The organism is Flavobacterium xueshanense (genome assembly GCF_900112975.1).
Lineage (GTDB): Bacteria > Bacteroidota > Bacteroidia > Flavobacteriales > Flavobacteriaceae > Flavobacterium > Flavobacterium xueshanense.
Window position 1 is genome coordinate 425478 of record NZ_FONQ01000001.1, and the last position, 22377, is coordinate 447854.

The 22377-nt window shown below is 34.6% G+C and carries 26 protein-coding genes; 11 read left to right on the top strand and 15 right to left on the bottom strand.

Features of this window, described 5'->3' with window-relative positions:
- Nucleotides 1–2: 2 nt before the first annotated feature.
- The 6 genes from BMZ76_RS01810 (at nt 3) to BMZ76_RS01835 (ending at nt 4795) form a co-directional block, all read left to right on the top strand.
- Nucleotides 3–599, top strand: coding sequence for a thiamine phosphate synthase (locus BMZ76_RS01810; protein ID WP_091203002.1), 597 nt, complete (start codon nt 3–5; stop codon nt 597–599).
- A complete protein-coding gene (locus BMZ76_RS01815; RefSeq protein WP_091203003.1) occupies nt 575–1330 on the top strand; it encodes a hydroxymethylpyrimidine/phosphomethylpyrimidine kinase in 756 nt (251 codons plus the stop codon). Before BMZ76_RS01810 ends, BMZ76_RS01815 begins: the two co-directional genes overlap by 25 nt.
- Entirely contained in the window at nt 1323–1955 is a 633-nt protein-coding gene (locus BMZ76_RS01820; RefSeq protein WP_091203004.1) for a thiamine phosphate synthase, read from the top strand. Before BMZ76_RS01815 ends, BMZ76_RS01820 begins: the two co-directional genes overlap by 8 nt.
- Nucleotides 1942–2712 (top strand): thiazole synthase, encoded by a 771-nt coding sequence (locus BMZ76_RS01825; protein ID WP_091203093.1) that lies wholly within the window; start codon nt 1942–1944, stop codon nt 2710–2712. The genes BMZ76_RS01820 and BMZ76_RS01825 overlap by 14 nt, the downstream gene beginning before the upstream one ends.
- 85 nt (nt 2713–2797) lie before the next feature.
- Nucleotides 2798–3919: a 2-iminoacetate synthase ThiH gene (gene thiH, locus BMZ76_RS01830; protein WP_091203005.1), complete on the top strand. Its 1122-nt coding sequence runs from the start codon at nt 2798–2800 to the stop codon at nt 3917–3919.
- 165 nt (nt 3920–4084) lie between these two features.
- Nucleotides 4085–4795, top strand: coding sequence for a HesA/MoeB/ThiF family protein (locus BMZ76_RS01835; RefSeq protein WP_091203006.1), 711 nt, complete (start codon nt 4085–4087; stop codon nt 4793–4795).
- A 3-nt stretch (nt 4796–4798) separates the two neighbouring features.
- On the opposite strand, the gene aat is transcribed toward BMZ76_RS01835, so the two are convergent.
- The 3 genes from aat to BMZ76_RS01850 all read right to left on the bottom strand — a co-directional run bounded on the left by aat (nt 4799) and on the right by BMZ76_RS01850 (nt 6827).
- Nucleotides 4799–5437: a leucyl/phenylalanyl-tRNA--protein transferase gene (gene aat / locus BMZ76_RS01840; protein ID WP_091203007.1), complete on the bottom strand. Its 639-nt coding sequence runs from the start codon at nt 5435–5437 to the stop codon at nt 4799–4801.
- Nucleotides 5438–5544: 107 nt separating this feature from the next.
- Nucleotides 5545–5922, bottom strand: a complete 378-nt coding sequence (locus BMZ76_RS01845) for a DUF3127 domain-containing protein (RefSeq protein WP_091203008.1) — start codon at nt 5920–5922, stop codon at nt 5545–5547.
- Between the two features lie 32 nt (nt 5923–5954).
- Nucleotides 5955–6827, bottom strand: coding sequence for a flavin reductase family protein (locus BMZ76_RS01850; protein ID WP_091203009.1), 873 nt, complete (start codon nt 6825–6827; stop codon nt 5955–5957).
- Nucleotides 6828–6999: 172 nt separating this feature from the next.
- Between BMZ76_RS01850 and BMZ76_RS01855 the strand changes: the two genes are divergently transcribed.
- Nucleotides 7000–8148 carry a sensor histidine kinase gene (locus tag BMZ76_RS01855; protein WP_091203010.1) on the top strand — a complete coding sequence of 383 codons (1149 nt, stop codon included), beginning with the start codon at nt 7000–7002 and terminating at the stop codon, nt 8146–8148.
- A 1-nt stretch (nt 8149) separates the two neighbouring features.
- Here the strand turns inward: BMZ76_RS01855 and BMZ76_RS01860 are convergent, their stop codons facing one another.
- The 3 genes from BMZ76_RS01860 to greA form a co-directional block, all read right to left on the bottom strand.
- Nucleotides 8150–9316, bottom strand: coding sequence for a transglutaminase domain-containing protein (locus BMZ76_RS01860; protein ID WP_167547400.1), 1167 nt, complete (start codon nt 9314–9316; stop codon nt 8150–8152).
- Between the two features lie 99 nt (nt 9317–9415).
- Nucleotides 9416–9805, bottom strand: coding sequence for an HIT family protein (locus BMZ76_RS01865; protein WP_091203012.1), 390 nt, complete (start codon nt 9803–9805; stop codon nt 9416–9418).
- Nucleotides 9806–9839: 34 nt separating this feature from the next.
- Nucleotides 9840–10316 (bottom strand): transcription elongation factor GreA, encoded by a 477-nt coding sequence (greA, locus tag BMZ76_RS01870; protein ID WP_091203013.1) that lies wholly within the window; start codon nt 10314–10316, stop codon nt 9840–9842.
- 162 nt (nt 10317–10478) lie between these two features.
- On the opposite strand from greA, the gene BMZ76_RS01875 reads away from it, so the two are divergent.
- Nucleotides 10479–10892: a Rieske (2Fe-2S) protein gene (locus BMZ76_RS01875; protein ID WP_091203014.1), complete on the top strand. Its 414-nt coding sequence runs from the start codon at nt 10479–10481 to the stop codon at nt 10890–10892.
- Between the two features lie 91 nt (nt 10893–10983).
- Here BMZ76_RS01875 and BMZ76_RS01880 read toward each other — a convergent pair whose 3' ends face one another.
- The 7 genes from BMZ76_RS01880 to BMZ76_RS01910 form a co-directional block, all read right to left on the bottom strand.
- Nucleotides 10984–11433, bottom strand: coding sequence for a hypothetical protein (locus tag BMZ76_RS01880; RefSeq protein WP_091203015.1), 450 nt, complete (start codon nt 11431–11433; stop codon nt 10984–10986).
- Between the two features lie 381 nt (nt 11434–11814).
- Nucleotides 11815–13983, bottom strand: a complete 2169-nt coding sequence (locus BMZ76_RS01885) for a TonB-dependent receptor (RefSeq protein ID WP_091203016.1) — start codon at nt 13981–13983, stop codon at nt 11815–11817.
- Between the two features lie 264 nt (nt 13984–14247).
- The gene (gene arfB / locus BMZ76_RS01890; RefSeq protein WP_091203017.1) at nt 14248–14652 is read right to left on the bottom strand and encodes an alternative ribosome rescue aminoacyl-tRNA hydrolase ArfB; all 405 of its coding nucleotides are present in this window, start codon (nt 14650–14652) and stop codon (nt 14248–14250) included.
- A gap of 13 nt (nt 14653–14665) precedes the next feature.
- Complete coding sequence (locus BMZ76_RS01895; RefSeq protein ID WP_091203018.1) at nt 14666–16789, bottom strand: DUF4301 family protein; 2124 nt, start codon at nt 16787–16789, stop codon at nt 14666–14668.
- Nucleotides 16738–17373 carry a nicotinamide riboside transporter PnuC gene (gene pnuC, locus BMZ76_RS01900; RefSeq protein WP_091203019.1) on the bottom strand — a complete coding sequence of 212 codons (636 nt, stop codon included), beginning with the start codon at nt 17371–17373 and terminating at the stop codon, nt 16738–16740. Before pnuC ends, BMZ76_RS01895 begins: the two co-directional genes overlap by 52 nt.
- A 3-nt stretch (nt 17374–17376) precedes the next feature.
- Nucleotides 17377–18093, bottom strand: a complete 717-nt coding sequence (locus BMZ76_RS01905; protein ID WP_091203020.1) for a phosphoglycerol geranylgeranyltransferase — start codon at nt 18091–18093, stop codon at nt 17377–17379.
- 125 nt (nt 18094–18218) lie between these two features.
- Nucleotides 18219–18860: a 4'-phosphopantetheinyl transferase family protein gene (locus BMZ76_RS01910; RefSeq protein ID WP_091203021.1), complete on the bottom strand. Its 642-nt coding sequence runs from the start codon at nt 18858–18860 to the stop codon at nt 18219–18221.
- 230 nt (nt 18861–19090) lie between these two features.
- Here BMZ76_RS01910 and ahcY point away from each other — a divergent pair, with 230 nt between their 5' ends.
- From ahcY to BMZ76_RS01925, 3 genes are all read left to right on the top strand, one after another.
- A complete protein-coding gene (ahcY, locus tag BMZ76_RS01915; RefSeq protein WP_091203022.1) occupies nt 19091–20407 on the top strand; it encodes an adenosylhomocysteinase in 1317 nt (438 codons plus the stop codon).
- 319 nt (nt 20408–20726) lie between these two features.
- Nucleotides 20727–21065 carry a DoxX family protein gene (locus tag BMZ76_RS01920; protein WP_091203023.1) on the top strand — a complete coding sequence of 113 codons (339 nt, stop codon included), beginning with the start codon at nt 20727–20729 and terminating at the stop codon, nt 21063–21065.
- Nucleotides 21066–21072: 7 nt separating this feature from the next.
- Nucleotides 21073–21411 (top strand): DoxX family protein, encoded by a 339-nt coding sequence (locus tag BMZ76_RS01925; protein ID WP_091203024.1) that lies wholly within the window; start codon nt 21073–21075, stop codon nt 21409–21411.
- 215 nt (nt 21412–21626) lie between these two features.
- Here the strand turns inward: BMZ76_RS01925 and rpmA are convergent, their stop codons facing one another.
- On the bottom strand, nt 21627–21893 hold the full coding sequence (rpmA, locus tag BMZ76_RS01930) for a 50S ribosomal protein L27 (RefSeq protein ID WP_086453627.1): 267 nt from the start codon (nt 21891–21893) through the stop codon (nt 21627–21629).
- A 25-nt stretch (nt 21894–21918) separates the two neighbouring features.
- Complete coding sequence (gene rplU, locus BMZ76_RS01935) at nt 21919–22341, bottom strand: 50S ribosomal protein L21 (protein ID WP_091203025.1); 423 nt, start codon at nt 22339–22341, stop codon at nt 21919–21921.
- Nucleotides 22342–22377 lie beyond the last annotated feature (36 nt).

Consider the following 22377-nt stretch of genomic DNA (forward strand, 5'->3'; position numbering starts at 1 on the left):
TCATGATTGTAATTACAAATCCAATTCCTATAACTAATGAAATCGACACCATTCATTCCCTTTTTGAGAATGGACTGGAGTTGCTTCATATTCGGAAACCTGATTTTACAGAAACAGAAATGAACGCTTTTTTATCCAAAATAAAATCAAATTTCAGACAGCAATTGGTTTTGCACAGTCATCATCAACTGGCTTCAGCAGCTAGAATAGATCGGATTCATTTTACAGAAAAAGCAAGAATTGAAACATGTGAGGAAGGTTTAAAAATCTGGCAGAAAAACGGATTTTCACTCTCTACTTCGATTCATCAAATGATTGATTTTGAAGAACTATCTACTGTTTTTGCTTATGCTTTTTTTGGTCCTGTTTTCGAAAGTATTTCTAAACCAAAGTATGCTTCGAATCTTGACTTTAAAAAAGAATTGGAACACAGAAAGAATAACAAAACTTCATTACTAGCGGTTGGAGGAATTACCGCTGAAAAAATCAAGACCGCATTAGAATATGGATTTGACAATGTGGCCCTTTTAGGTACCATTTGGAACAGTAATCATCCAATAGAAAATTTTAAACTATGCCAGAAAACCGACCTTTCGTAGTAACAATTGCAGGCTTTGATCCATCTGGAGGCGCGGGAGTTTTAGCAGACATCAAGACATTCGAGCAACATAACGTTTATGGTTTTGCTATCAATACCGGCAACACCATTCAAACCGAAAATCAGTTCTTCGAAATGCAATGGACTGACCAAGCTTTTGTTTTGCGATCACTGGACAAATTGTTTGAAAATTATAGTATCAAAGCAGTAAAAATTGGAATTGTTCCTTCACTGGATTATTTAAAAGATATTGTTTTCGCTATAAAAAAGCTTTCACCAAAAACAAAGATTGTTTGGGATACTGTTTTAAAATCGACAACCGAATTTCGTTTTATAACTATAGAAAATCAAGCTGTATTGTTTGAAATATTGGAAAAAATAGATTTAATAACACCTAATTATAATGAAATTTTACAATTTTCCGCAGTACCAAAAAACCCTGATTTAATTGCTCATGATGTATCAAAACATTGTGCTGTATTACTAAAAGGCGGTCACAATCCACTTGCAATTGGTGTTGATTGTTTATACACCGGAAAGGAAACCTTTAGGCTTGTGCCAAATAACACTATAGTTTCGGAAAAGCATGGCTCAGGCTGTGTACTGTCATCCGCGATTACAGCCAATTTAGCTTTGGGACAAGATTTAAAGACAGCTTGCAACAATGCCAAAAAATATATAGAAACCTATTTAGAATCTAATCAAACCAAATTAGGATACCATCATGTTTAATAAGCTACAATACATTTCGCAAGGAAATTCCGTCCAAGAACAATTGCAAAATATTCACAAAGCACTGGAAAATGGCTGCCTTTGGATACAAGTGCGATTCAAAAATCAAAACCCGCTTGAAGTTTTCACTTTGGCGGAAGCAGTAAAAATCTTATGTAAAGAATATTTAGCCACTTTTATCATCAATGACAACGTCCATTTAGCAAAGCAATTGGATGCGGATGGCGTTCATTTGGGTTTAAGTGACATGAAAGTTGAAGAGGCCCGAATCCTTTTAGGAAAAACAAAAATCATTGGGGGAACGGCAAATACTTTTGAAGAGGTACTCCAAAGGACAGCCGAAAAGTGTGATTATATAGGTCTGGGTCCGTTTCAATTCACAACTACCAAACAAAATTTAAGTCCAATTCTAGGACTTGAAGGGTATAGATTGATTTTCCAACAAATGAAAATAAAAAACATCCAAATTCCCATTTATGCCATTGGAGGAATCACACTAGAAAACGTTGAAGACCTGATGGAAACCGGAATTCAGGGTATTGCAGTTTCTGGTTTGATTACGCAAAGCGAAAATCCATCACAACTTATTACTCAACTTAATGACAAATTATATGATACCATTTAAAATAGGAGACAAAACCTTTCAATCCCGCTTGTTTTTAGGCACAGGAAAATTCGGTTCCAATCAACAGATGGAAGAAGCCATTTTAGCATCCGGGAGCGAGTTAATAACCGTAGCGTTAAAACGTATCGATTTAGAAACGGAAACCGATGCCATTTTATCACATCTAAAACATCCGCTAATTAATTTATTGCCCAATACTTCCGGAGCAAGAAATGCTAAAGAAGCGATTTTTGCGGCACAATTAGCTCGGGAGGCATTAGAAACTAATTGGCTTAAACTCGAGATTCATCCCGATCCAAAATATTTGATGCCCGATGCAATTGAAACCTTAAAAGCTACAGAAGCGCTAGCCAAATTAGGGTTTATTATTTTACCTTATATTCATGCAGATCCGGTTTTATGTAAACGGCTAGAAGAGGCTGGAACTTCGGCTGTAATGCCACTGGGCTCACCTATTGGCAGTAACAAAGGATTGAAAACCATCGATTTTTTAGAAATAATTATCGAACAGAGCAAAGTTCCCGTGATTATAGATGCCGGAATTGGCGCACCATCCGATGCAGCAAAAGCAATGGAACTTGGAGCTGATGCGGTTTTAGTAAACACAGCAATTGCCGTGGCAGGAAACCCTATATTGATGGCAGAGGCTTTCAGAGAAGCCGTTATTGCAGGCCGAAAAGCCTACGAAGCGCAATTGGCTCAAAAAGTAAATCGCGCAATGGCTTCAAGTCCTTTGACAGCGTTTTTGTATGAGTAATCCTCTCCCCAACCCTCTCCAAAGGAGAGGGAGCCATCGCCGTATAAAAACATGGAGCAAAATAAATTAACTCATTATCTAATAAATGAAAACATTTAAATCGGTTTTTGACAACTACGATTGGGAAACAATCAAAACAAAAATATACAGTACCACTGCTCATGAAGTCGAATCTGCGTTAGCCAAAAACAAACGCAACCTTAATGATTTTTTGGCATTGATTTCACCAGCTGCAAAACCTTACTTAGAGCAAATGGCGCAACTGTCACATGAACTAACCAAAAAAAGATTTGGTAAAACGATTCAAATGTATGCTCCTTTGTATTTAAGCAACGAATGCCAAAACATTTGTACGTATTGTGGGTTTAGTTTAGACAACAAAATCAAACGAAAAACACTTACCGAAAATGAAATTACGCAAGAAATCGAGGTCTTAAAAAAAGCGGGATTTGACCATGTTTTATTAGTAACAGGCGAAGCTAATCACACAGTAAATATTCATTATTTTTTGAAGGCAATAGCACAAATAAAAAATTATTTTTCCACTATTTCAGCCGAAGTACAGCCGCTTTCTACAGAAGAATACGAACAATTACAAGAAGCGGGTGTCTATTCGATTTTAGTATATCAGGAAACCTATCATCGTGATGTTTATAAACAATATCATACCAAAGGCAAAAAATCCAATTTTGATTTTCGTTTAGAAACACCGGATCGAGTGGGAACTGCGGGCATTCGTAAAATTGGGCTGGGTGTTTTATTAGGATTAGAAGATTGGCGCACTGACAGTTTTTTTAATGCCTTGCATTTAGATTATTTACAAAAAACGTATTGGCAAACGAAATATGCAGTTTCATTTCCCAGATTACGACCGGCAGAAGGAGTTATTAAACCCAACTTTATCATGGATGATGCTGATTTGACCCAGCTCATTTGTGCCTATCGTTTGTGGAATGAAGATTTAGAAATCTCTCTGTCAACCCGAGAGAACGAAAAATTTCGGGACAATATTATTCCAATTGGAATTACCAGTATGAGTGCCGGTTCCAAAACTAATCCCGGTGGTTATGTAGTTGATCCACAATCATTGGAGCAATTTGAGATCAGTGACGAGCGATCTGCCGCTGAGATTGCAAAAGTTATTTCCAGCAAAGGATACGAACCCGTTTGGAAGGATTGGGACAGAAGTTATGATTGCAGATTTTAGAATAATGATTTTAGATTTCAGATGTATGAGACCCAATAAATTAACAATCTTATATGTACCAAAACTGAATTCAAAAATCGTTAATCTTCATCCAAAAATCCCACAAATTTTATGACATTATCCCGAAAGGGGAAAAGAAATATTTTCATTTCAATCTAAAATTAAATGAGTATCATTCAAGATTTTTTACGTTATAACCGCCAGATGATGCTGCCGGAAATAGGAGATTCGGGCCAAGCAAAACTAAAAAAAGCTAAAGTTTTAGTAATTGGCGCGGGCGGATTGGGTTGTCCTATTTTACAATATATTGCAACGGCTGGAGTAGGAACTATTGGCATAGTTGATTTTGACAAAATCGAATTGCACAACTTGCACCGTCAAATTTTATATACGGAAAAGCACGTGGGTCAATTAAAAGCAATCACGGCAAAATCAGTTTTAGAAACTTTAAATCCATTGATTGGTGTAATTGCTTTTAAAGAAAAATTAACGGTAGAAAACGCCAAAGAAATCATCATGGATTTTGATGTAGTTGTTGATGGTTGTGATAACTTCGAAACCCGTTATCTCGTAAATGATACTTGCGTAAAATTAGGCAAACCATTGATTTATGGCAGCATTTTAAAATTTGACGGACAAATGGCGGTTTTCAACCATAATGGAAATAAAAATCTACGTGACTTATTCCCTAAACCACCAAATCCTAAAGATGTTCCTAATTGCAATTTGAATGGCGTATTAGGCACACTTCCTGGAATTATTGGCACTATGATGGCGCAGGAGACTTTAAAACTGATTATGAATTTACCGACATTGAAAAATGAATTGGTTCTTTTTAATACGCTGGATTGGAGTTTTAAGAAGTTGAAATTTTAAGTGTTATCTACCTTTTAATATTTCCATAAAATTTGTTCTGTCAATTTCCCTGCAACCCAAACTTTCTAGATGAGGATTATAAACCTGACAGTCCAAAAGTTTGTAATCTTCTTTTTTTATTTGGTTGACCAAAGCTATAAAAGCCGCTTTCGACGCATTAGATACTTTCGAAAACATACTTTCACCACAAAAAACATCTCCCAAATCGATTCCGTATAAACCACCAACTAAAACCTCATCTTGCCAAACCTCAACTGATTTTGCTATTCCTAATTCATGAAGTTTACAATAGGCTTCTATCATGTCATTAGTAATCCACGTTCCATTTTGACCGTCACGTTCTATATTTTGACAGTTTGAAATTACGTCTCTGAAATTTTGATTGAAAGTAACGGTGAAAATTTTCCGATTCAGAATGTTTCGCATACTTTTTGAAACAATCAATTCATCCAAAAATAACACCATTCTTGGATTTGGTGACCACCACATAATGGGTTCGCCTTCTTCAAACCATGGAAAGATGCCGCTTTTATAAGCAAGCTGCAATCGTTCCGAAGATAAATCTCCGCCAATGGCCAAAATCCCATCCCAATTTGCTTCGGAGACAGGCGGGAAAAATAAATCTAAAGATAAATAATACATTTTTCAATTTCAAAAATTAATTTCAATGGCAATTTCAAAAAATAAAAAAGTCAGAAATTCAAGTAAAACTCAAACTTCTGACTTATAACTTCTAACTTTTTTATCTCTTAGAATGGTAAATCGTCTGCTTCTTCTTCATTTAAGTTTGTTGCTGGTGCAAATGCTTCAGCAGCTGGCATCGGAGGCATTTGTGCAGCAGTCGCTTCAGTAGCTACTCTTTCTACTCTCCAACCTTGGATTGCGTTAAAATATTTAGTCACTCCTTGCGGATCAACCCATTCGCGTCCTCTTAAATTGATAGAAACTTTTACCGCTTCACCCACTTTAAAACTGTTCAACAAATCACACTTATCTTGTACAAATTCCACTAAAATATGTTGTGGATATTGCTCCTCGGTGGTTACAACTAATTCTCTTTTCAAGAAACTTCCGCTTCCCACATTTTTTGCATCCCCAAGCATTTTAATTTTTCCTGTAACTTCCATCTTCGTTGTTTTTAATGTTATTTATAATATTATTATTTTGCCAAAAGTACTTTCCAAGCCGATAAAACATCATTGTCATCCAGATATTTTTTTGCCGCCAAGTGTACTTTTTGCTGATCATCAGCGCTTAAAACTCCTTTTACAGCAAAATTCTGTTTTACAAATATACTAACTTCTTCTGGTGTAGGCAAGGCTTCTATATTCCCCAACATGCCTAAATCATTTCCGTTAAAAACCGGACTTTCTTTTACAAAATTAGGAATTGAATCCACTCCAATTCCTAATGTAGATAATGGTTTTGGCACTTCAAAAAGTCCTTGGTTCGATCTGGAATACCAATTGCCGCCTAATCTGGAAACCAAGTCAATTTTATATTGATCAATTGCTCCATTTTCGTCTAAAACAGATTCGTCAATATGAATACGAACAACTTTACAAAGCACTAAATTTCCAGCTCCACCCTCTGTTCCAAGCGGAATAATCTGAGTGACTTTGCATTCAAATTGAACAGGCGATTCTTTTACTCGAAAGGGTTTTACCACCTCCGAAGCAATTGGCGTCAAGCCTGATTTTAAAAACTCATCCACACCATCAGCATACTCCGTACTGGCCAGAGAAATCTGTTGCACCATATCATAATTCACCACATTAATGACTACTTCCCCAGTTGCTTGAACATTGATTAACGTGTGTTTTATTGAATTGTCCCGAACGCGTCTTGCGGGTGAAAATATAAGGATTGGGGGATTCGCACTGAACACATTAAAGAAACTAAAAGGCGACACATTAGAATTTCCTTTTGCATCCATGGTACTGGCAAAAGCAATAGGTCTTGGACCCACTGAACATTGCAAATAACCCTGTAATTTCGCCGTTTCAATGCTTTTTGGATCAATAGTAATCATATATTTCAAAATTTGCTTAAGATACAAAAGTAGACAAATCGATTCAGTTTTTGCAGCAGAAGGCCCAATTTGAATAAAATTATGTGTGGATTTATTTTAAAAAAAAATCTTTAAGTAAAACTAAAATACTACAGCATTTATTTCGTTACATTTATAATTCAAATTTTCATTTATGCAGTTTTCTGAAAGAAGAAATACAACCCGTTGGATTATAATTTTTGCCTCTTTTTTAATCATTTCACTGATACTTTGGAACACCTACACCTTTTTTCAAATCTTCAAAAATGAAGAACGATTAAAAATGAATCTTTGGGCACAAGCTCAAAAAACACTGATTAACGCCGGTGAAAATACAGATGTTGACCTTCCGCTTCAAATTTTTAGTGACAATACATCGATTCCTATTATACTTACAGAAAATGACAGCATTATAAACACCGTAAACATTGATGAAGTTATTGTAAAAAACAATAAAAAGGCAGTCGCATTTTTGCATGATTTAAAAAGTGAAAACGAGCCCATTGTCATTGAATATGTCCCCGGAAAATTTCAAAAACTCTATTATGGAAATTCGGCCTTACTGAATAAATTAAAATATTATCCCGTTGCTTTAGTGCTAATTATTGTGCTTTTTGGCGCTTTAGTTTACAATTTTTATCGAAGCACCAAAATGGCAACGCAAAACAAACTTTGGGCCGGTATGGCTAAAGAAACTGCGCACCAGATAGGAACTCCACTCTCTTCTCTAATTGGTTGGGTCGAACTCTTAAAATCCGAAAATGAAGATGAAAGCACCACTTTTGAAATTGAAAAAGACATTGAACGTTTGCAAACCATAACAGACCGTTTCTCTAAAATAGGCTCGGAACCCAAATTAGAAAACAAAGATATTGTAGCAGAAACACTGCAATCTTACGACTATTTACAATCCCGATTCTCCAAACAAATTGAGTTTTCGTTCAAAGCGCCAAAAGCTCCTATTATGGTGTCTTTCAATCCCACACTTCACAGTTGGACCATCGAAAATTTGGTAAAAAACGCCATCGATGCGATGAAAGGAAAAGGAAAATTAGCTTTGGAAATTGAACAAGAAGGAAATTATGTAAAAATAAACGTTTCAGATACCGGAGGAGGAATTAAGAAAAAACAGTTCAAAAACATTTTTGAACCTGGTTTTACCACCAAAAAAAGAGGTTGGGGATTGGGACTTTCATTAACTAAAAGAATCGTGGAGGAATACCACAAAGGAACCATAAAAGTCTTGAATTCGGAAATTGGCAAAGGAACAACAATGCAAGTAAGTTTAAAAAAAGTAATCTAACTCAACGAGCTCCTAAACGAGACACTTTAAAGAACATCGTTTTTCTGACCGTTTTAGAGGTATTCAAATAATCTTGCACAAAAGAAGAATGCTCTTCGGCTTGCGCCACAGCTCTGCTTATCGATTTTTTGATGGAAGCTACATTTGAAGCATTCTCACTGCCCACTGAGCCAACTTTGTAAATATCATTTTGACATTTGGCTAATTTTTCTCTTGGTGTTTCAATCATATGGTAAATTTCATCATCTGAAAAAACAGGGCTGAACTTATTGTTTCTATAACGGATAAAATCATTTAATAATACAACGGCCTCATTCATTTCATTCACAATAGAATTTAATTTTTCTATGTTGGTATTGTGTCGCAAATAGGTCAACTGCTTCTTTTTGCCTTCATACCGTGCTGAAATCATGTGGTTAATCAATCCATTTTTTTCTATCCGTTCTACTGAAGCAAATAATTGATCCGCTTCAGACGAGCCATTATGTTTTGCGATTTCTTTCTCAAAATCAAAGTATTTCTTGCTTGTATTGATTTGGATTTTACCTTCATAAAACTCACTATTAGTAATCGGATAATTCGAAAATTGCCATAAATAGTCAAATGGAATGTGGGAAGCGATTATTTTAGTAGGTTCTGCTTTGAAATAAACATTATCTAATTTTTTGTAAAATTTCCCATTATTGACATAACCTGAACCCCAAGTTGGGTCAAAAACATACCACTTTTTGTCGATTTTTGCAGCAATCCAAGCGTGAGCCAGATCACTTACTTTTCCGTTCTGCTTAGTGTATCCGTCAATTATATAGGATTGAATTCCTATTTTTTGGGAAAGATCATTAAAAACGGAAGCATAATGAATACAAACGCCTTTTCTGGTTTTTAAAGCCCTTGTGATTTTTTGTTGTACTGTTTCGCTGAAATTTACTGCATACATTCCGGGAATATCATAACTGATATTAGATGACGTCCAATAATAAGCAGCTCGGATTTTATCCGTTTCTGTTTTGAAATTTGCATTGATATACTTTGCAATTGCTTGGGTAGAAGTTGTTGAATTCTCGGGGATATCCGCCATTTTAGCATCAACCAAAGAATATCCGTTGTTGACCTGTCCAAAAGTAAGAAGGGAGCAAAAGAAAGAAAGAAAGAAAAAAATGTTTTTCATAGTATAGAATGAAGGCCTCATAAATTAGAAAAGGGAACAGGTTTTCACCTATTCCCTTTTAAACGAAAACCATACCAAAATATTTTATTTCTGCAACTATTATAAATTGGTTTTTATACTTTCTGCCAAAGCTTCAAATTCGTCTTTGGACAACGATACTTTATTGTGAAAACGCATTTCATCCATTTCATTCAGCGGAACCAAGTGAACGTGCGCATGAGGAACTTCAAGTCCCACAACTGCCATTCCGATTCGTTTACACGAAACCGTTTTTTCAAGAGCAACTGCGATTTTTTTTGAAAACTGCATTAGTCCCACATACAAATCATCTTCCATCTCAAAAATCTTATTTATTTCCTGTTTCGGAATACAAAGAGTGTGTCCTTTTGCATTTGGATTTACATCCAAAAAAGCCAAGAAATTTTCATCTTCAGCAATTTTGTAGCATGGAATTTCTCCGTTTATAATTTTTGTAAAAATACTTGACATTGTGAAATGGGTTAATTGTTAAATCTTTCGCTATTTAATCGCGTGAAATTTCTAAGATTTCAAATTTCAAAACACCGTTCGGAACCGTGATCTCAGCAAATTCTCCAACTGATTTTCCTAACAAACCTTTTCCAATAGGTGAGGTTACCGAGATTTTACCCGTTTTTAAATCGGCTTCACTTTCAGCAACTAATGTATAAGTCATTTCCATTCCGTTGGTTTGGTTTTTAATTTTTACATTCGATAAAACCAATACTTTAGAAAGATCTAGATGAGATTCATCAATTAATCTGGCGTTAGAATGCACTTCTTCGAGTTTAGCAATACGCATTTCCAGCATACCTTGTGCTTCCTTAGCCGCATCATATTCAGCATTCTCAGAAAGATCGCCTTTATCTCTTGCTTCAGCTATATCCGCCGATGCTTTTGGACGCATTACGCTCTTTAAATGATCCAATTCTTCTCTTAATTTTTTTAAGCCTTCTGCTGTGTAATACGATACTGTACTCATAAATTCCTCATTTATATAAATAGAAAAAATCCCATCAGGACGGGATTTCTTTCCACAAAGATATTATTATTTTTTTTTCGTCGATAAATATATGTTAATCATATATAATTCAAAGTTAAATAAATTAAATTTGTTTCACTAATACTTCGACACTATTTTAAAATGAAAAAAATTCTGCTGCTCTTGGTTGTTGTTCCTTTCTTTTTTTCGTGTAGTGATTCAGGTTTTGACAACACGAATCCTTTTGTCCCTAATTATACTTTTACGATAGATATTAATATTAATTTGCCGGCGTATTCGAATCTCAAATATGTAAGCAATGCGGTTTATTATCAAGGAGTAGGCGCACGTGGAATTATTGTTTTTAATACCGGCAGTGGTTACAATGCTTTTGATGCTGCTTGTCCCAACCAAGCGATGAGCTCTTGTTCTACGATGACCATAAATGGGATAAATGCCGTTTGCGGATGTGACAGTAAAGAATACAGTTTATTTACCGGACAAGGAACTTTACAATATCCTATGAAACAATATCGCGTTCAAGTCAATGGAAATGTGCTTCGGGTTTATAATTAAACCAAAAAATCCGAAACGTTTAAAAACTTTTTGGATTTTTTAAAATGATGACAAAGCGCTTGCTTTAAGAAGGAAATATTAAAATTGTGAGTTACAATTTTGAATTATTTTTTTTGTCAAAAGTATATCTAATACCAAAAAGGCTTCTGATAATAACATCATCTTCAATCCTAAATTCTGGTGCCAGTTCGAAAATTATCGCTATTTTTTTAAAATCCTTTATTGGAAAAATTTCTAATACGGCTGGAATAACAAATGAATTTACCTGATCAGGACTACTAAAGGGACTCAGATTAATCCCTAATCCAATGGAGAATCTGTGGTATTCTTTGGTTTTAAAATTATAAAACATAGTACCCTCTACCGGCATATCTTCTAAATAATTATTGGTAAAAATCTTTATTTCAAAACTTACTGCCTTGTTTTTACTGGTATTTATTCCCAGAGCATAATTAGAATATCCAGTTACAGCGATTTGCGAATAACTTTTAAAACCCAAAGAAAACAAAATGATGATGAATATGGGTTTGAAATTTTTCATTATGATAGTGATTGAGATTATAAATAGTTTCTTGCTTAACCATTGTAAATGTCAAAAAAAAAAATATAATTTAAAGAATTGCCTTGTTTAATTAACAAAAATTTAACAAGTTTAATTTTATATACATATATATAACTATCTTATATTTGGCTATTTAAATCCAATAGATTTAATTCTATTATTACGTGAATTCAAATCCTATCAGAACAAATTCTATTTTTCTGACGAATCTAAAATAGAAAATTTTTCTTATAAAAAACTAAAAAAAATAGAAAAAACTTTCAAATAGATTTGCAGCAAAATTCCTGGCAAATAGTATTATCCAAAAAATCCTGACAGTTAAACTATCAGGATTTTTTTCATTGTAACTAATATAATACTCTAAAACTTCAGTGTCAATCCGAAAAGGAAATTAATTCCCGCTTGCGGGTAATAATACGGATAAACATCATACATATATCCATTGGAAACATATTTTTTGTCTAAAAAATTATTTACTAAACCCGTCAAAATAATCGATTTAAAAACCGATTTTGGTTTAAACTCATACGCAACATTTAAATCATTCACAAAATAATCCGCCAACTTAGCAGCCGGTAATTCGATATTATTCATGTATTGTTCCCCAACGAATTTTTGCAACCATGAAATATGAAGATTCTCTACTGGTGTATAAACCAAAATATTTCCTGCAATAATTGACGGTGAATATGCAATTTCAGTAGTCCCATAATCCTGACCTTCAACTGCTAAATCAATATTTTTATTGGCACTCAACGTAAAATTAGGACGAATAATCAATTGACTTGTCAACGCTATTGTAGCATCTACTTCCAGTCCTAAACGGTAACTTTTTTCGCTGTTTGAACGTATCGGAGCACCTACATCATCTAAACTTCCTGTCAAAATCAATTGATCTTTATAGGCCATATAGTACACATTCGAATTGAATTGTACTTTCTCCGCAACATATCTCCAACCCAATTCAAAGTCATTCAGTTTCTCCGGCTTTACATTTCCGCCTTCGTAATCACTCCTATTCGGTTCGCGATTGGCTCTGGCGTATGACAAATACACGGAATTTCCAGAATTGATTGTGTAGGTTAATCCCGTTTTAGGGTTAAAGAAATTAAAAGTATCATCCACAAATGTTGACTGAACGCCGTTAGCTTTGTAATTAACCGTACGGTATTGTAAATCCCCAAATAAACTTAGTTGTTCCGTGATTTGGTAATTGGCTTTCGCAAAAATATTCCCGTCCGTTTTATTCGCATAATCATCGTAATACCGATCTCCTAACTCACTCTGTGAGGCATTCCGTGCCCAAATCACTTTTCCAAAATGATCGCCTTCATACTTGTTCCATCCACCACCAAAAATGACATCCAGTTTATCTTTCTTGTAATTTGCAGAAAATGTAGTTCCGTAGAAATCGTTATCCAACCATTTTTGACGAATCAAATCCGTTGTTGTTACTGCGCCAGCAGGCTGTAATCCATAATCAGCTAAATCACCGTCTTCTTTATAATTTTCATAGAATCCTTTTCCTTTGGTGTAATGCAAAGCAAAATTAGTACTCCAGTTTTCAGATATTTTTTCGTTCCAATGCAACTGAGCGTGATCTTGCTGGTAATTATCGGTTTCATTGTGATAAAAACGAGCATTTCCTTGTTCGTCCGTAAAAGCACCTGCTGAATTAAACGTTCGGTCATTTTGCAGCGTTTCTGCGTCTATTCCATTCCAAGACTGGTACGTTTTTTCGGTACCTCCAAAAACCAATGCTTTTATTAAAGTCGTTTTACCCACGTATGTTCCCTGCAAAAAATAGGATTTCATATCAGACGCTCCACGATCCACAAATCCATCCGACTTGATAGCCGATAGTCGTCCCGCGATTTCAAAATGATTGTTCATTAAACCTGTACTGAATTTTACGGTATGTTTCCTGGTATTAAAACTTCCAAAAGAGTTCGAGATTTCTCCTGCGCTTTCTTTGGCAAAATTATCGGTAAGCATATTTAAGCTGGCACCAAAAGCTCCTGCTCCGTTAGTAGAAGTTCCTACGCCGCGTTGCAATTGCAAACTCTCCAATGATGATGCAAAATCAGGCATATTTACCCAATAGGTTCCATGACTTTCAGAATCATTGTACGGAATTCCGTTGATGGTAACATTTACTCTTGTAGCATCGCTACCACGAACCCGAATTCCGGTATATCCCACGCCATTTCCCGCATCAGAAGTGGTAACAACTGAAGGTAAATAATTCATCAGAATAGGAATATCCTGTCCTAAGTTTCGGAATTTAATTTCCTTTTTGTCCAAATTACTAAAACTTACCGGCGTTTTTGTGGTAACCCGCACCGCAGAAACCAAGACTTCATCAAGTTGGTTTACTTTTGTGGTGTCTTTGACTTGCGAAAAAGAGAGAAAAGAAAACAGAGAAAAGAAAATAGAAAATAGACGAATCGAAAGTGAGTTTGAAGGTTTCGCCTTTGCGCTTTGTGCTTTTTTGCCTTTGTGGCCAATAATATAAAGTAAAGTATTCATCCGTAAAAAGATTACGAATAAAAGGGGGAATTATTCTTTTGTTAAATTAAAAAATGATTGTTTCCTATGACAAATAAAGTAGTGTGCACACTATTTTTTATCATTTTTTCCCTTAACAGCATTACCTGTTCAGGTTCGTTGGGTATAATCTCAGCTCGTTATTTAGAGCACCCCTTTGAGACAGCGCAAATTTAGAAAAGATTTTTAGATATTTAGATAGTTTGAAGGTTAGATTTTAAAAAAAATCAAAACTAAAAATTACAATTAATTTAAATCCGGTTTCCTGCGATTTTTCTTGACCTCAGAAATATTCTTTTTATCCTTTATTCGCTTTCTAATCACAGATTTTGGAATTTTAGTCGGTTTTCGCTCTTTAGCTATATGCAATGCATTTTTTATAAGTTCCAAAAATCGTTTGATTACAATTTCTTTGTTTCTAAACTGACTTCGGTCTTCATCACAATTCAAGATTAAAACAGCATCAGTTGTTAATCTGGAAGATAATTTGGTTTCAACCAAAAGTTTTTCTTCGTCAGTTAAAGCCTGAGAATTTTTTAAATCGAAAGTCAGTACGACTTTTGAAGAAACTTTATTTACATTTTGACCACCGGCGCCACTACTGCGAACGGCTTTAAAAGTTAATTCGGACAAGATTTTATCGATTTCCATTGCAGGTGATTTTTTAAGATTGATGTGCCGGTTTCAACAAATCATTCACTGTTTTTACAGGATTAAAAGTAATCAAAGGCACTTGAACAAAAACCGTCAGCCAGTTTGCCATTGCGCCGTTCCACAAACCGGGCAATTCGTATCCTTTAATATTTTTGCCCGACACATTTTTTTCAACAATAAAACCGCTGTTGTAGTCCACAAACTGAGTCAGATCAAAATTCTGGTTTTTATAATTTTTAATGCCGCAAACCAAATCAACCGGATTGAAATGAGTAGCGGCATTCAGAATTGCCATTTGAGTATCATTATCCAAATCGACTTGAGAACTTTCTACTATTTGTAATGAAATCTCTCCTAGATTATCACGCACCCAAAATGGGCCACCGCCAGGTTCTCCCTCGTTTTTCACCATTCCACATACACGTATTGGTCTGTTTAAAATAGTTAGCAGTTCAGTAATTTTATTTTCTAAACAATTTAAATAAAAACCATCCTTCATTGAAATATTTAAATTATTCTTCAAAAAAAGAATAATTTCATCTATTATTTTGAGTTCAATTGTTACAGAATCCAAAGAGTTTAAATAACTAAAAACCTGTTGCTGAATTTCTAACAACAACCCCGCCAAGCCTTTTTTGTACAGAGAAATTTTCTCTAAATTGTTTTGAATTACATTATCAATATTTTTGATAAACACAATATCAGCATCCAGATTATTCAAATTTTCAATCAAAGCGCCATGGCCTCCAGGTCTAAAAACTAATTGTCCGTTTTCATCTCGCAAAGGCTTATTTTTAGCAGTAACCGCGAGGGTATCTGTACTTTTATTTTGATACGAATAACTAATATTTATTGCTACACCCGACGTATTTTCAATTTCAGGTTTAATTGCATCTATAATGCTTTCAAAATGTTGCTGATGTGATTCTGACACTGTAAAATGCAAATGAGTACTATTATTAGTACTCGAATAATATGTGCATTCCAGCAAATGCTCTTCAACAGGAGTTGCGATATGGGTTTTATACCTGTGAAAAGGAAGAATCCCTTTTGGCTGATTTGCAAAATCAAAAGATTCCGATGACAAAAGTAATTTTATAAAATAGTAATTCTTAAAACTGCGGTCCATAGAATCAAAATCTGTAAACTCCGCTCTCAGTTGCTTATCTATTGCTTCAAAAAAAGGAAACTGCTCCATTCCTACTATGAAAATAGAAAGATCACTTGCTTTTTTTCGGTTGATGTAAGCGTTTATCGATTCGTTTTCAATATCAAATTCATTAATAAATTCAGTCAAAAACTTAAACATTCTGCTGGCTGCACCAGAAGCAGGAACAAATTTGTTTAATTTCAGGTTTAATTTATGGGCATCGAAAAAATTAGCTTTATCTTGAAAATCTTTTTCAGATAATTTCAAAATACCATTTGACAATGTAGCAGGACTAATGACATCCGCTTTTGGTATTCCCTCTTTAAAAAAATTCAATTGCTTTTGAATATTTTTCATTGAAAGTCCACACTCTTTTATATGTAGAAAATCAGCTGATGAAAACCCTAATTCTCTCGCTAAAGTCAAATCATCGACAATCGCTATTGCTTTTTTAAGTCGTAAATCCTTGTTTCCGGAAAGTGTTATAAATGGCTTGTTATTATCGATTAATGATTGCTTAAACACAGCAAAAACTGACTCTCTGCCTTCGGCTTTGTCTCTTAAATCGTCTTTTTCCCAAGGCACATCAATATCAGTCAGAAAAAACAAATCATACTCGTGATTGCAAGCTGCTTCATATAACAACGGATCACAATAGTTATAATAAACCTCCGAAAAAACTTTAGTCACCATTAAATTAGTATCACAAAAAAGATATTTATTGGCAATCAGCGTTCGCTCATTTTCTAATTTGGCTTGACCGTAAGCAATTGACAGCATGTCGTCAACAGTACATATTTGTTGACTTGCATCCCATTTCTCTTGTAAATAATTGCGTGCAAATTCAGGAACCCATTCGGTTTTATAATATTCCGCAAGTTGCTTGGCCAATGTGGTTTTGCCAGTACTTTCGGGACCAAAAAGAGCAATTTTTATAATTTCTGTGGTTCCAGTTTGCTGGAGCTGTCTGAGATTTTCTTCCATTCTAAATAGCCAAAAATGGCAACTACTGTAAATACTATGTATTGAAAACTGGTAAAAGTATAGCCTTTTGCAAAATATAACGGAATGGAAATCACATCACCAATAATCCAAAATATCCAATTCTCTACTTTTCTTTTGGCCATGAGCCACATTCCCACAAAGAAAATCCCTGTAATAAATGTATCTATATAGGCATACCAAGTGGTGAATTTACCAAAATAATGGTAAACTGAAACCACAAAGGCGACGGTAAATATAAAAAGAATTATTGCAATTCGTTTTTCTGAACTCGAAATTTTTGAAATAGGAAATTCTTCAGTATCCCCTTTTTTGCGAGTCCAATGATACCAACCATAAATACTCATAATAAAATAATATCCATTTATCATCATATCACCCCATAAAGTCCATTTCCAAAGCAAATACACAAATATGGATGTACTTACTAATCCGGTTGGAAAAACTAAAATATTATCTTTTTTGGCGTACCAAACACTCAATAATCCAAAAATGACAGCTGTAATTTCCAATATAATGTCTAATGTTGGGTATTCGCTGTATTGTGAAAAAAAATAATCTATCATTAATTAAGGGTTAAAAAAATTAATATCCTTTTCAAAAGCAGTTCCTATAATTACTAAATCGGCTCCCGAATCATACGCATTCTTGATTCCCTGCAAATCTACAATTCCGCCGCCAACGAGTAGTGGAATTTCAATATTTTGAGCAAGTAGTTTAATCATCTCCAGCGGAACGGCTTGCTTCGCGCCGCTTCCCGCCTCTAAATAAATCAACTTATTGCCTAACATTTCGCCTGCTTGTGCGGTTCCCAAAACTAAATCTAAATTGCTTCGGTCTAAAGGCTTGGTTTTACTTACGCGTTCTACCGCTGTTTCTGTGCCACTATCTATGAGAATATATCCCGTTGAAATAATTTCAAGTTTGGTTTGTTTTAAAATGGGCGCGGCTTTTACCTGATGTTCGATTAAATAATCCGGATTGCGACCAGAGATTAAAGACAAAAACAAAATGGCATCTGCTTTCGCTGAAATCTGGGAAGGATTTCCGGGAAAAAGAACGATTGGTAAATTGCAGTTTTGTTTAATTTTTACAATTAATTCGTCTAGAATAGTAGTTTTAACGTGGCTTCCGCCAATGAAAATATGAGTTGCCGGTGATTGATTTATTTTTGAAATTAAAATAGGTAAATTTTCCAAAACTACTTTATCAGGATCAAGAAGAATTGCCAGAAGTTTTTGACGTTCAACTTTAGATTGGATGATTTCGTTATAAATGTTTGTCATTTTTGGCACGCAGATTACGCGAATTTTACAGATTTAAACTTATTTCTGTTACTTATTACTTGTCTTGACATTGCTTAACCAATTCGGGCGAAGCAATGAAAAACCTCGCCATGAAATACTGTGAACTATTTTTCGAAAGCATAAACTAACGTAAAATCTTCTATTTCTTCAAAATGAATATTGAAATCCTTCACTACATTATCATAATGAAGTTTAGTATTATTTTGTTTAGCATTTAACTCGAATGACTGAACGTTTATATGATCTTTGAAACTAATTCCTTTTTCATTTCTAATTTTGAAAATGGCTTCTTTAGCACCCCATATAACCGTTAATTTTCGAATGTATTCGTCACTATTCCGATCCAAGAATTGAAATTCTGAGTTACAAAATTTATCTGCAATGCGGATTATTTTATTTCTTTGCAATTCGATATCGATTCCTACGGTTTCGTCACTTACAATAATAGCCGAAAAATTATGCGAATGCGTTATCGAAATGTGCTTTTCTCCATGAAGATGCGGTTTCCCAAATTCATCGTAATACAAATCCAAATCGGTATGGCCCGTTTCCTGCAATAATTTGCGAACACTGAGAAATGCGCGCTGGTGCATTTCAGATTTCATCCCGTCAAGCCGCATGCGATTGGTCTCGTTTAAAATTACTTGCTCTAATAATTCTGAATAGGATTCGGTTACTTTCCAAACAAGAATTTGCGTAGTGTTCCCGACGATTCGAGATAAATTTATCGTTTTGAAAAGTGGCATCGTGTTATGATCTTGATTTTTAGCCCCGATTGAAGTGAAAATCCTTTTTATTTTTCTTTAAAAATAAAAAGATTGCAACAAAAAGCGGGAAATAGCTCCTAATAAAAATTATTTAGTTAATGTTCAAAAGATTAGCGAATTAAACAATTCATAAATCTTTTGGAAAACAGTTAAATTCTAAAGTTATTACGTAAATTTGCAAAAAATTTACAATTACAAATATACTATAAATGAGTACTACAACTATGCCTTTTGTGGCTTTCAAAGTAAAAGACATTTCTCTAGCGGCTTGGGGAAGAAAAGAAATTGAACTAGCAGAAGCTGAAATGCCAGGTTTAATGGCACTTCGTGCTGAATACAAAAACGAACAACCACTTGCTGGTGCTCGTATTGCAGGATGTTTGCATATGACAATCCAGACTGCGGTTTTGATTGAAACTTTAATCGCTCTTGGTGCTGAAGTTACTTGGAGTTCTTGTAACATTTTCTCTACCCAAGATCAAGCTGCTGCTGCGATTGCTGCTGCAGGAATTCAGGTTTATGCTTGGAAAGGATTGAACGAGGAAGATTTTGACTGGTGTATTGAGCAAACATTATTTTTTGGCGAAGACAGAAAACCATTGAACATGATTCTTGATGACGGTGGAGATTTGACAAATATGGTTATTGACCGTTTCCCAGAATTGGTTGCTGGAATCAAAGGATTATCTGAAGAAACTACAACTGGAGTTCACAGATTGTACGAAAGAGTAAAAGCGGGAACATTGCCGATGCCGGCAATCAACGTGAATGACTCGGTTACAAAATCGAAATTTGATAACAAATACGGTTGTAAAGAATCTGCAGTTGATGCGGTTCGTCGTGCAACTGATATTATGCTTGCTGCAAAAAGAGTAATCGTTTGTGGATACGGTGACGTGGGTAAAGGAACTGCGGCTTCTTTTAGAGGTGCCGGATCTATTGTTACTGTTACTGAAATTGACCCAATTTGTGCTTTACAAGCTGCAATGGACGGTTTTGAAGTAAAAAAATTAGATACTGTTATTGCTACTGCTGATATTATCATTACCACGACTGGAAATAAAGATATTGTTTTGGGTTCTCATTTTGAAAAAATGAAAGATAAAACTATCGTTTGTAACATTGGGCATTTTGATAACGAAATTGATATGGCTTGGTTAAACACAAACCACGGTGCATCAAAAATTGAAATCAAACCACAAGTTGACAAATATACTATCGCTGGAAAAGATATTCTTATCCTTGCCGAAGGTCGTTTAGTAAACCTTGGTTGTGCTACAGGTCACCCAAGTTTTGTAATGAGTAACTCATTTACTAACCAAACTTTAGCTCAAATCGAATTATGGAAAAACAGCGCGTCATACAATAATGAAGTGTACATGTTACCAAAACATTTAGATGAGAAAGTAGCAATGTTACACTTAGCTAAGTTAGGTGTTGAATTGGAGACTTTACGTACTGATCAAGCGGATTATATAGGTGTTCCAGTTGAAGGACCATTCAAACCAGAATATTACAGATATTAGTATTACGAATGTTCTACTAAGTATTAAGATACAACCCTTGCAGCAATGTGAGGGTTTTTTGTTTTTCGTGACCATGTTGCGCGTCTTTTTGTTGTTAGTAAAACCCATCTCACAGATTTTATTTATTAACACGTAAACAGACCGAGGTTTAATTGACAGCACAATAAAAGTAACACCCATTATTAATAAATCAGTAACGGAATCATTATAATCTAAGTTTATGGTATATTTGAGAGAATTATTTTTGTTCAGGAAATTTAAACTTACTGAAAAGCCGTAATCATAAAACCGAAGCAAGAATAACCTTAACTACAAAATCATGAATACTTATTCTATTATCGCCCAACTTATAATCGCATTGTCTGTATGTTATGTTTGGATTTTTAGGCTTGACAACATCGTTAAAGAATTTAAACAATACGGCTTGTCTGATTTGACAAGAAACATTGTAGGCGCATCAAAAATAACTTTGGCAACCTTATTAGTAACAGGAATATGGTTCCCTGTATTAGTATTTATACCGGCACTATTAATGGCTTTTTTAATGACATGCGCACAATTTTTTCATTTTAAAGCAAAAAATCCTTGGTCTAAACATTTTCCATCATTATTTCTTTTGGCGTTATCCATTTTTGTTGCGCTATTCGCTTCCAAATAATTAAAATATGAATTTCTTAAACGTACTTATTTTCTTTTCGGCAGCCTCGTTTCTTATTTACGGAATCGCTTATTTTGTCTCTACAAACATGAAAAATGAATTCAAACGCTTTGGCCTTGAAAAGTTTGGAATATTAACCGCTGTTTTAGAGTTGACAGGCGCTTTTGGTTTATTTATAGGCATCCAGAATTATACTATTTTAGTTTTTGCCTCAGGGGGCTTAGCTTTGTTGATGCTGCTTGGCGTGGGCGTAAGAATAAAAATGAAAGATTCTTTGTTAGTTTCCTTACCAGCCTTTTTTTACTTTCTGTTGAACAGCTATATTTTATATAAAACCTTAGAATAAATCAATCAGAAGTTTAATTTTTATTGTAGACAGCTAGAGTTTTTTAAAATAGCAACAACTTTTCTTAAGTGAATACACAAATTCATTCAGGTATCAAAAATCTGCAATCTAAACTTCAAACATAATTCATGATATCAATTTTTCATGAAATATTAAAATCAAAAAACCCGTCCCGATAAAATCGGGACGGGTTTTTAAATAATTGAGAAAATCAATTATGCTTCAACTTCGAATGGAAGTATAGAAACATAAGATTTGTTATCTCTTTTCTTTTGGAAGAAAACAACTCCATCTACTCTTGCGTGTAGTGTGTGATCTTTACTAATGTAAACGTTTGCACCTGGATTATGTTTTGAACCTCTTTGTCTTACGATGATGTTCCCAGCAATAGCAGCTTGACCACCAAATATCTTAACGCCTAAACGTTTTGATTCTGATTCTCTACCATTCTTAGAACTACCGACACCTTTCTTGTGAGCCATGACGTATTAGTTTTATATTTTGTTATTATTCTTGAGTATCTTCTTTTTTAGCTTTTGCTACCTTTTTTTTAGGAGCTTCAACTTCTTCTGTAACTGCGTCAGCTGTTGCTTTTTTAGGAGCTGCTTTTTTAGCACCAACACCAGTAATACCTTCAATTACAATTTGAGTAAGATATTGTCTGTGACCGTTTCTCTTTCTGTATCCTTTTCTTCTTTTCTTTTTGAAAACGATAACTTTATCTCCTTTTAAGTGTTGTAACACTTTGGCTTCTACTGAAGCACCTTCTATAGCTGGGGCGCCTAAAGTGATTGTCCCGTTGTCATCTAATAAAAGAACTTTGTCAAAAGAAACTTTTGAACCTTCTTCATTAGTCAAACGGTGAACATAAACCTTTAAGTCTTTGCTTACTTTGAACTGTTGCCCTGCTATCTCTACGATTGCATACATACTGGATTGTTTTAATAATTTTTAAGGTTGCAAATA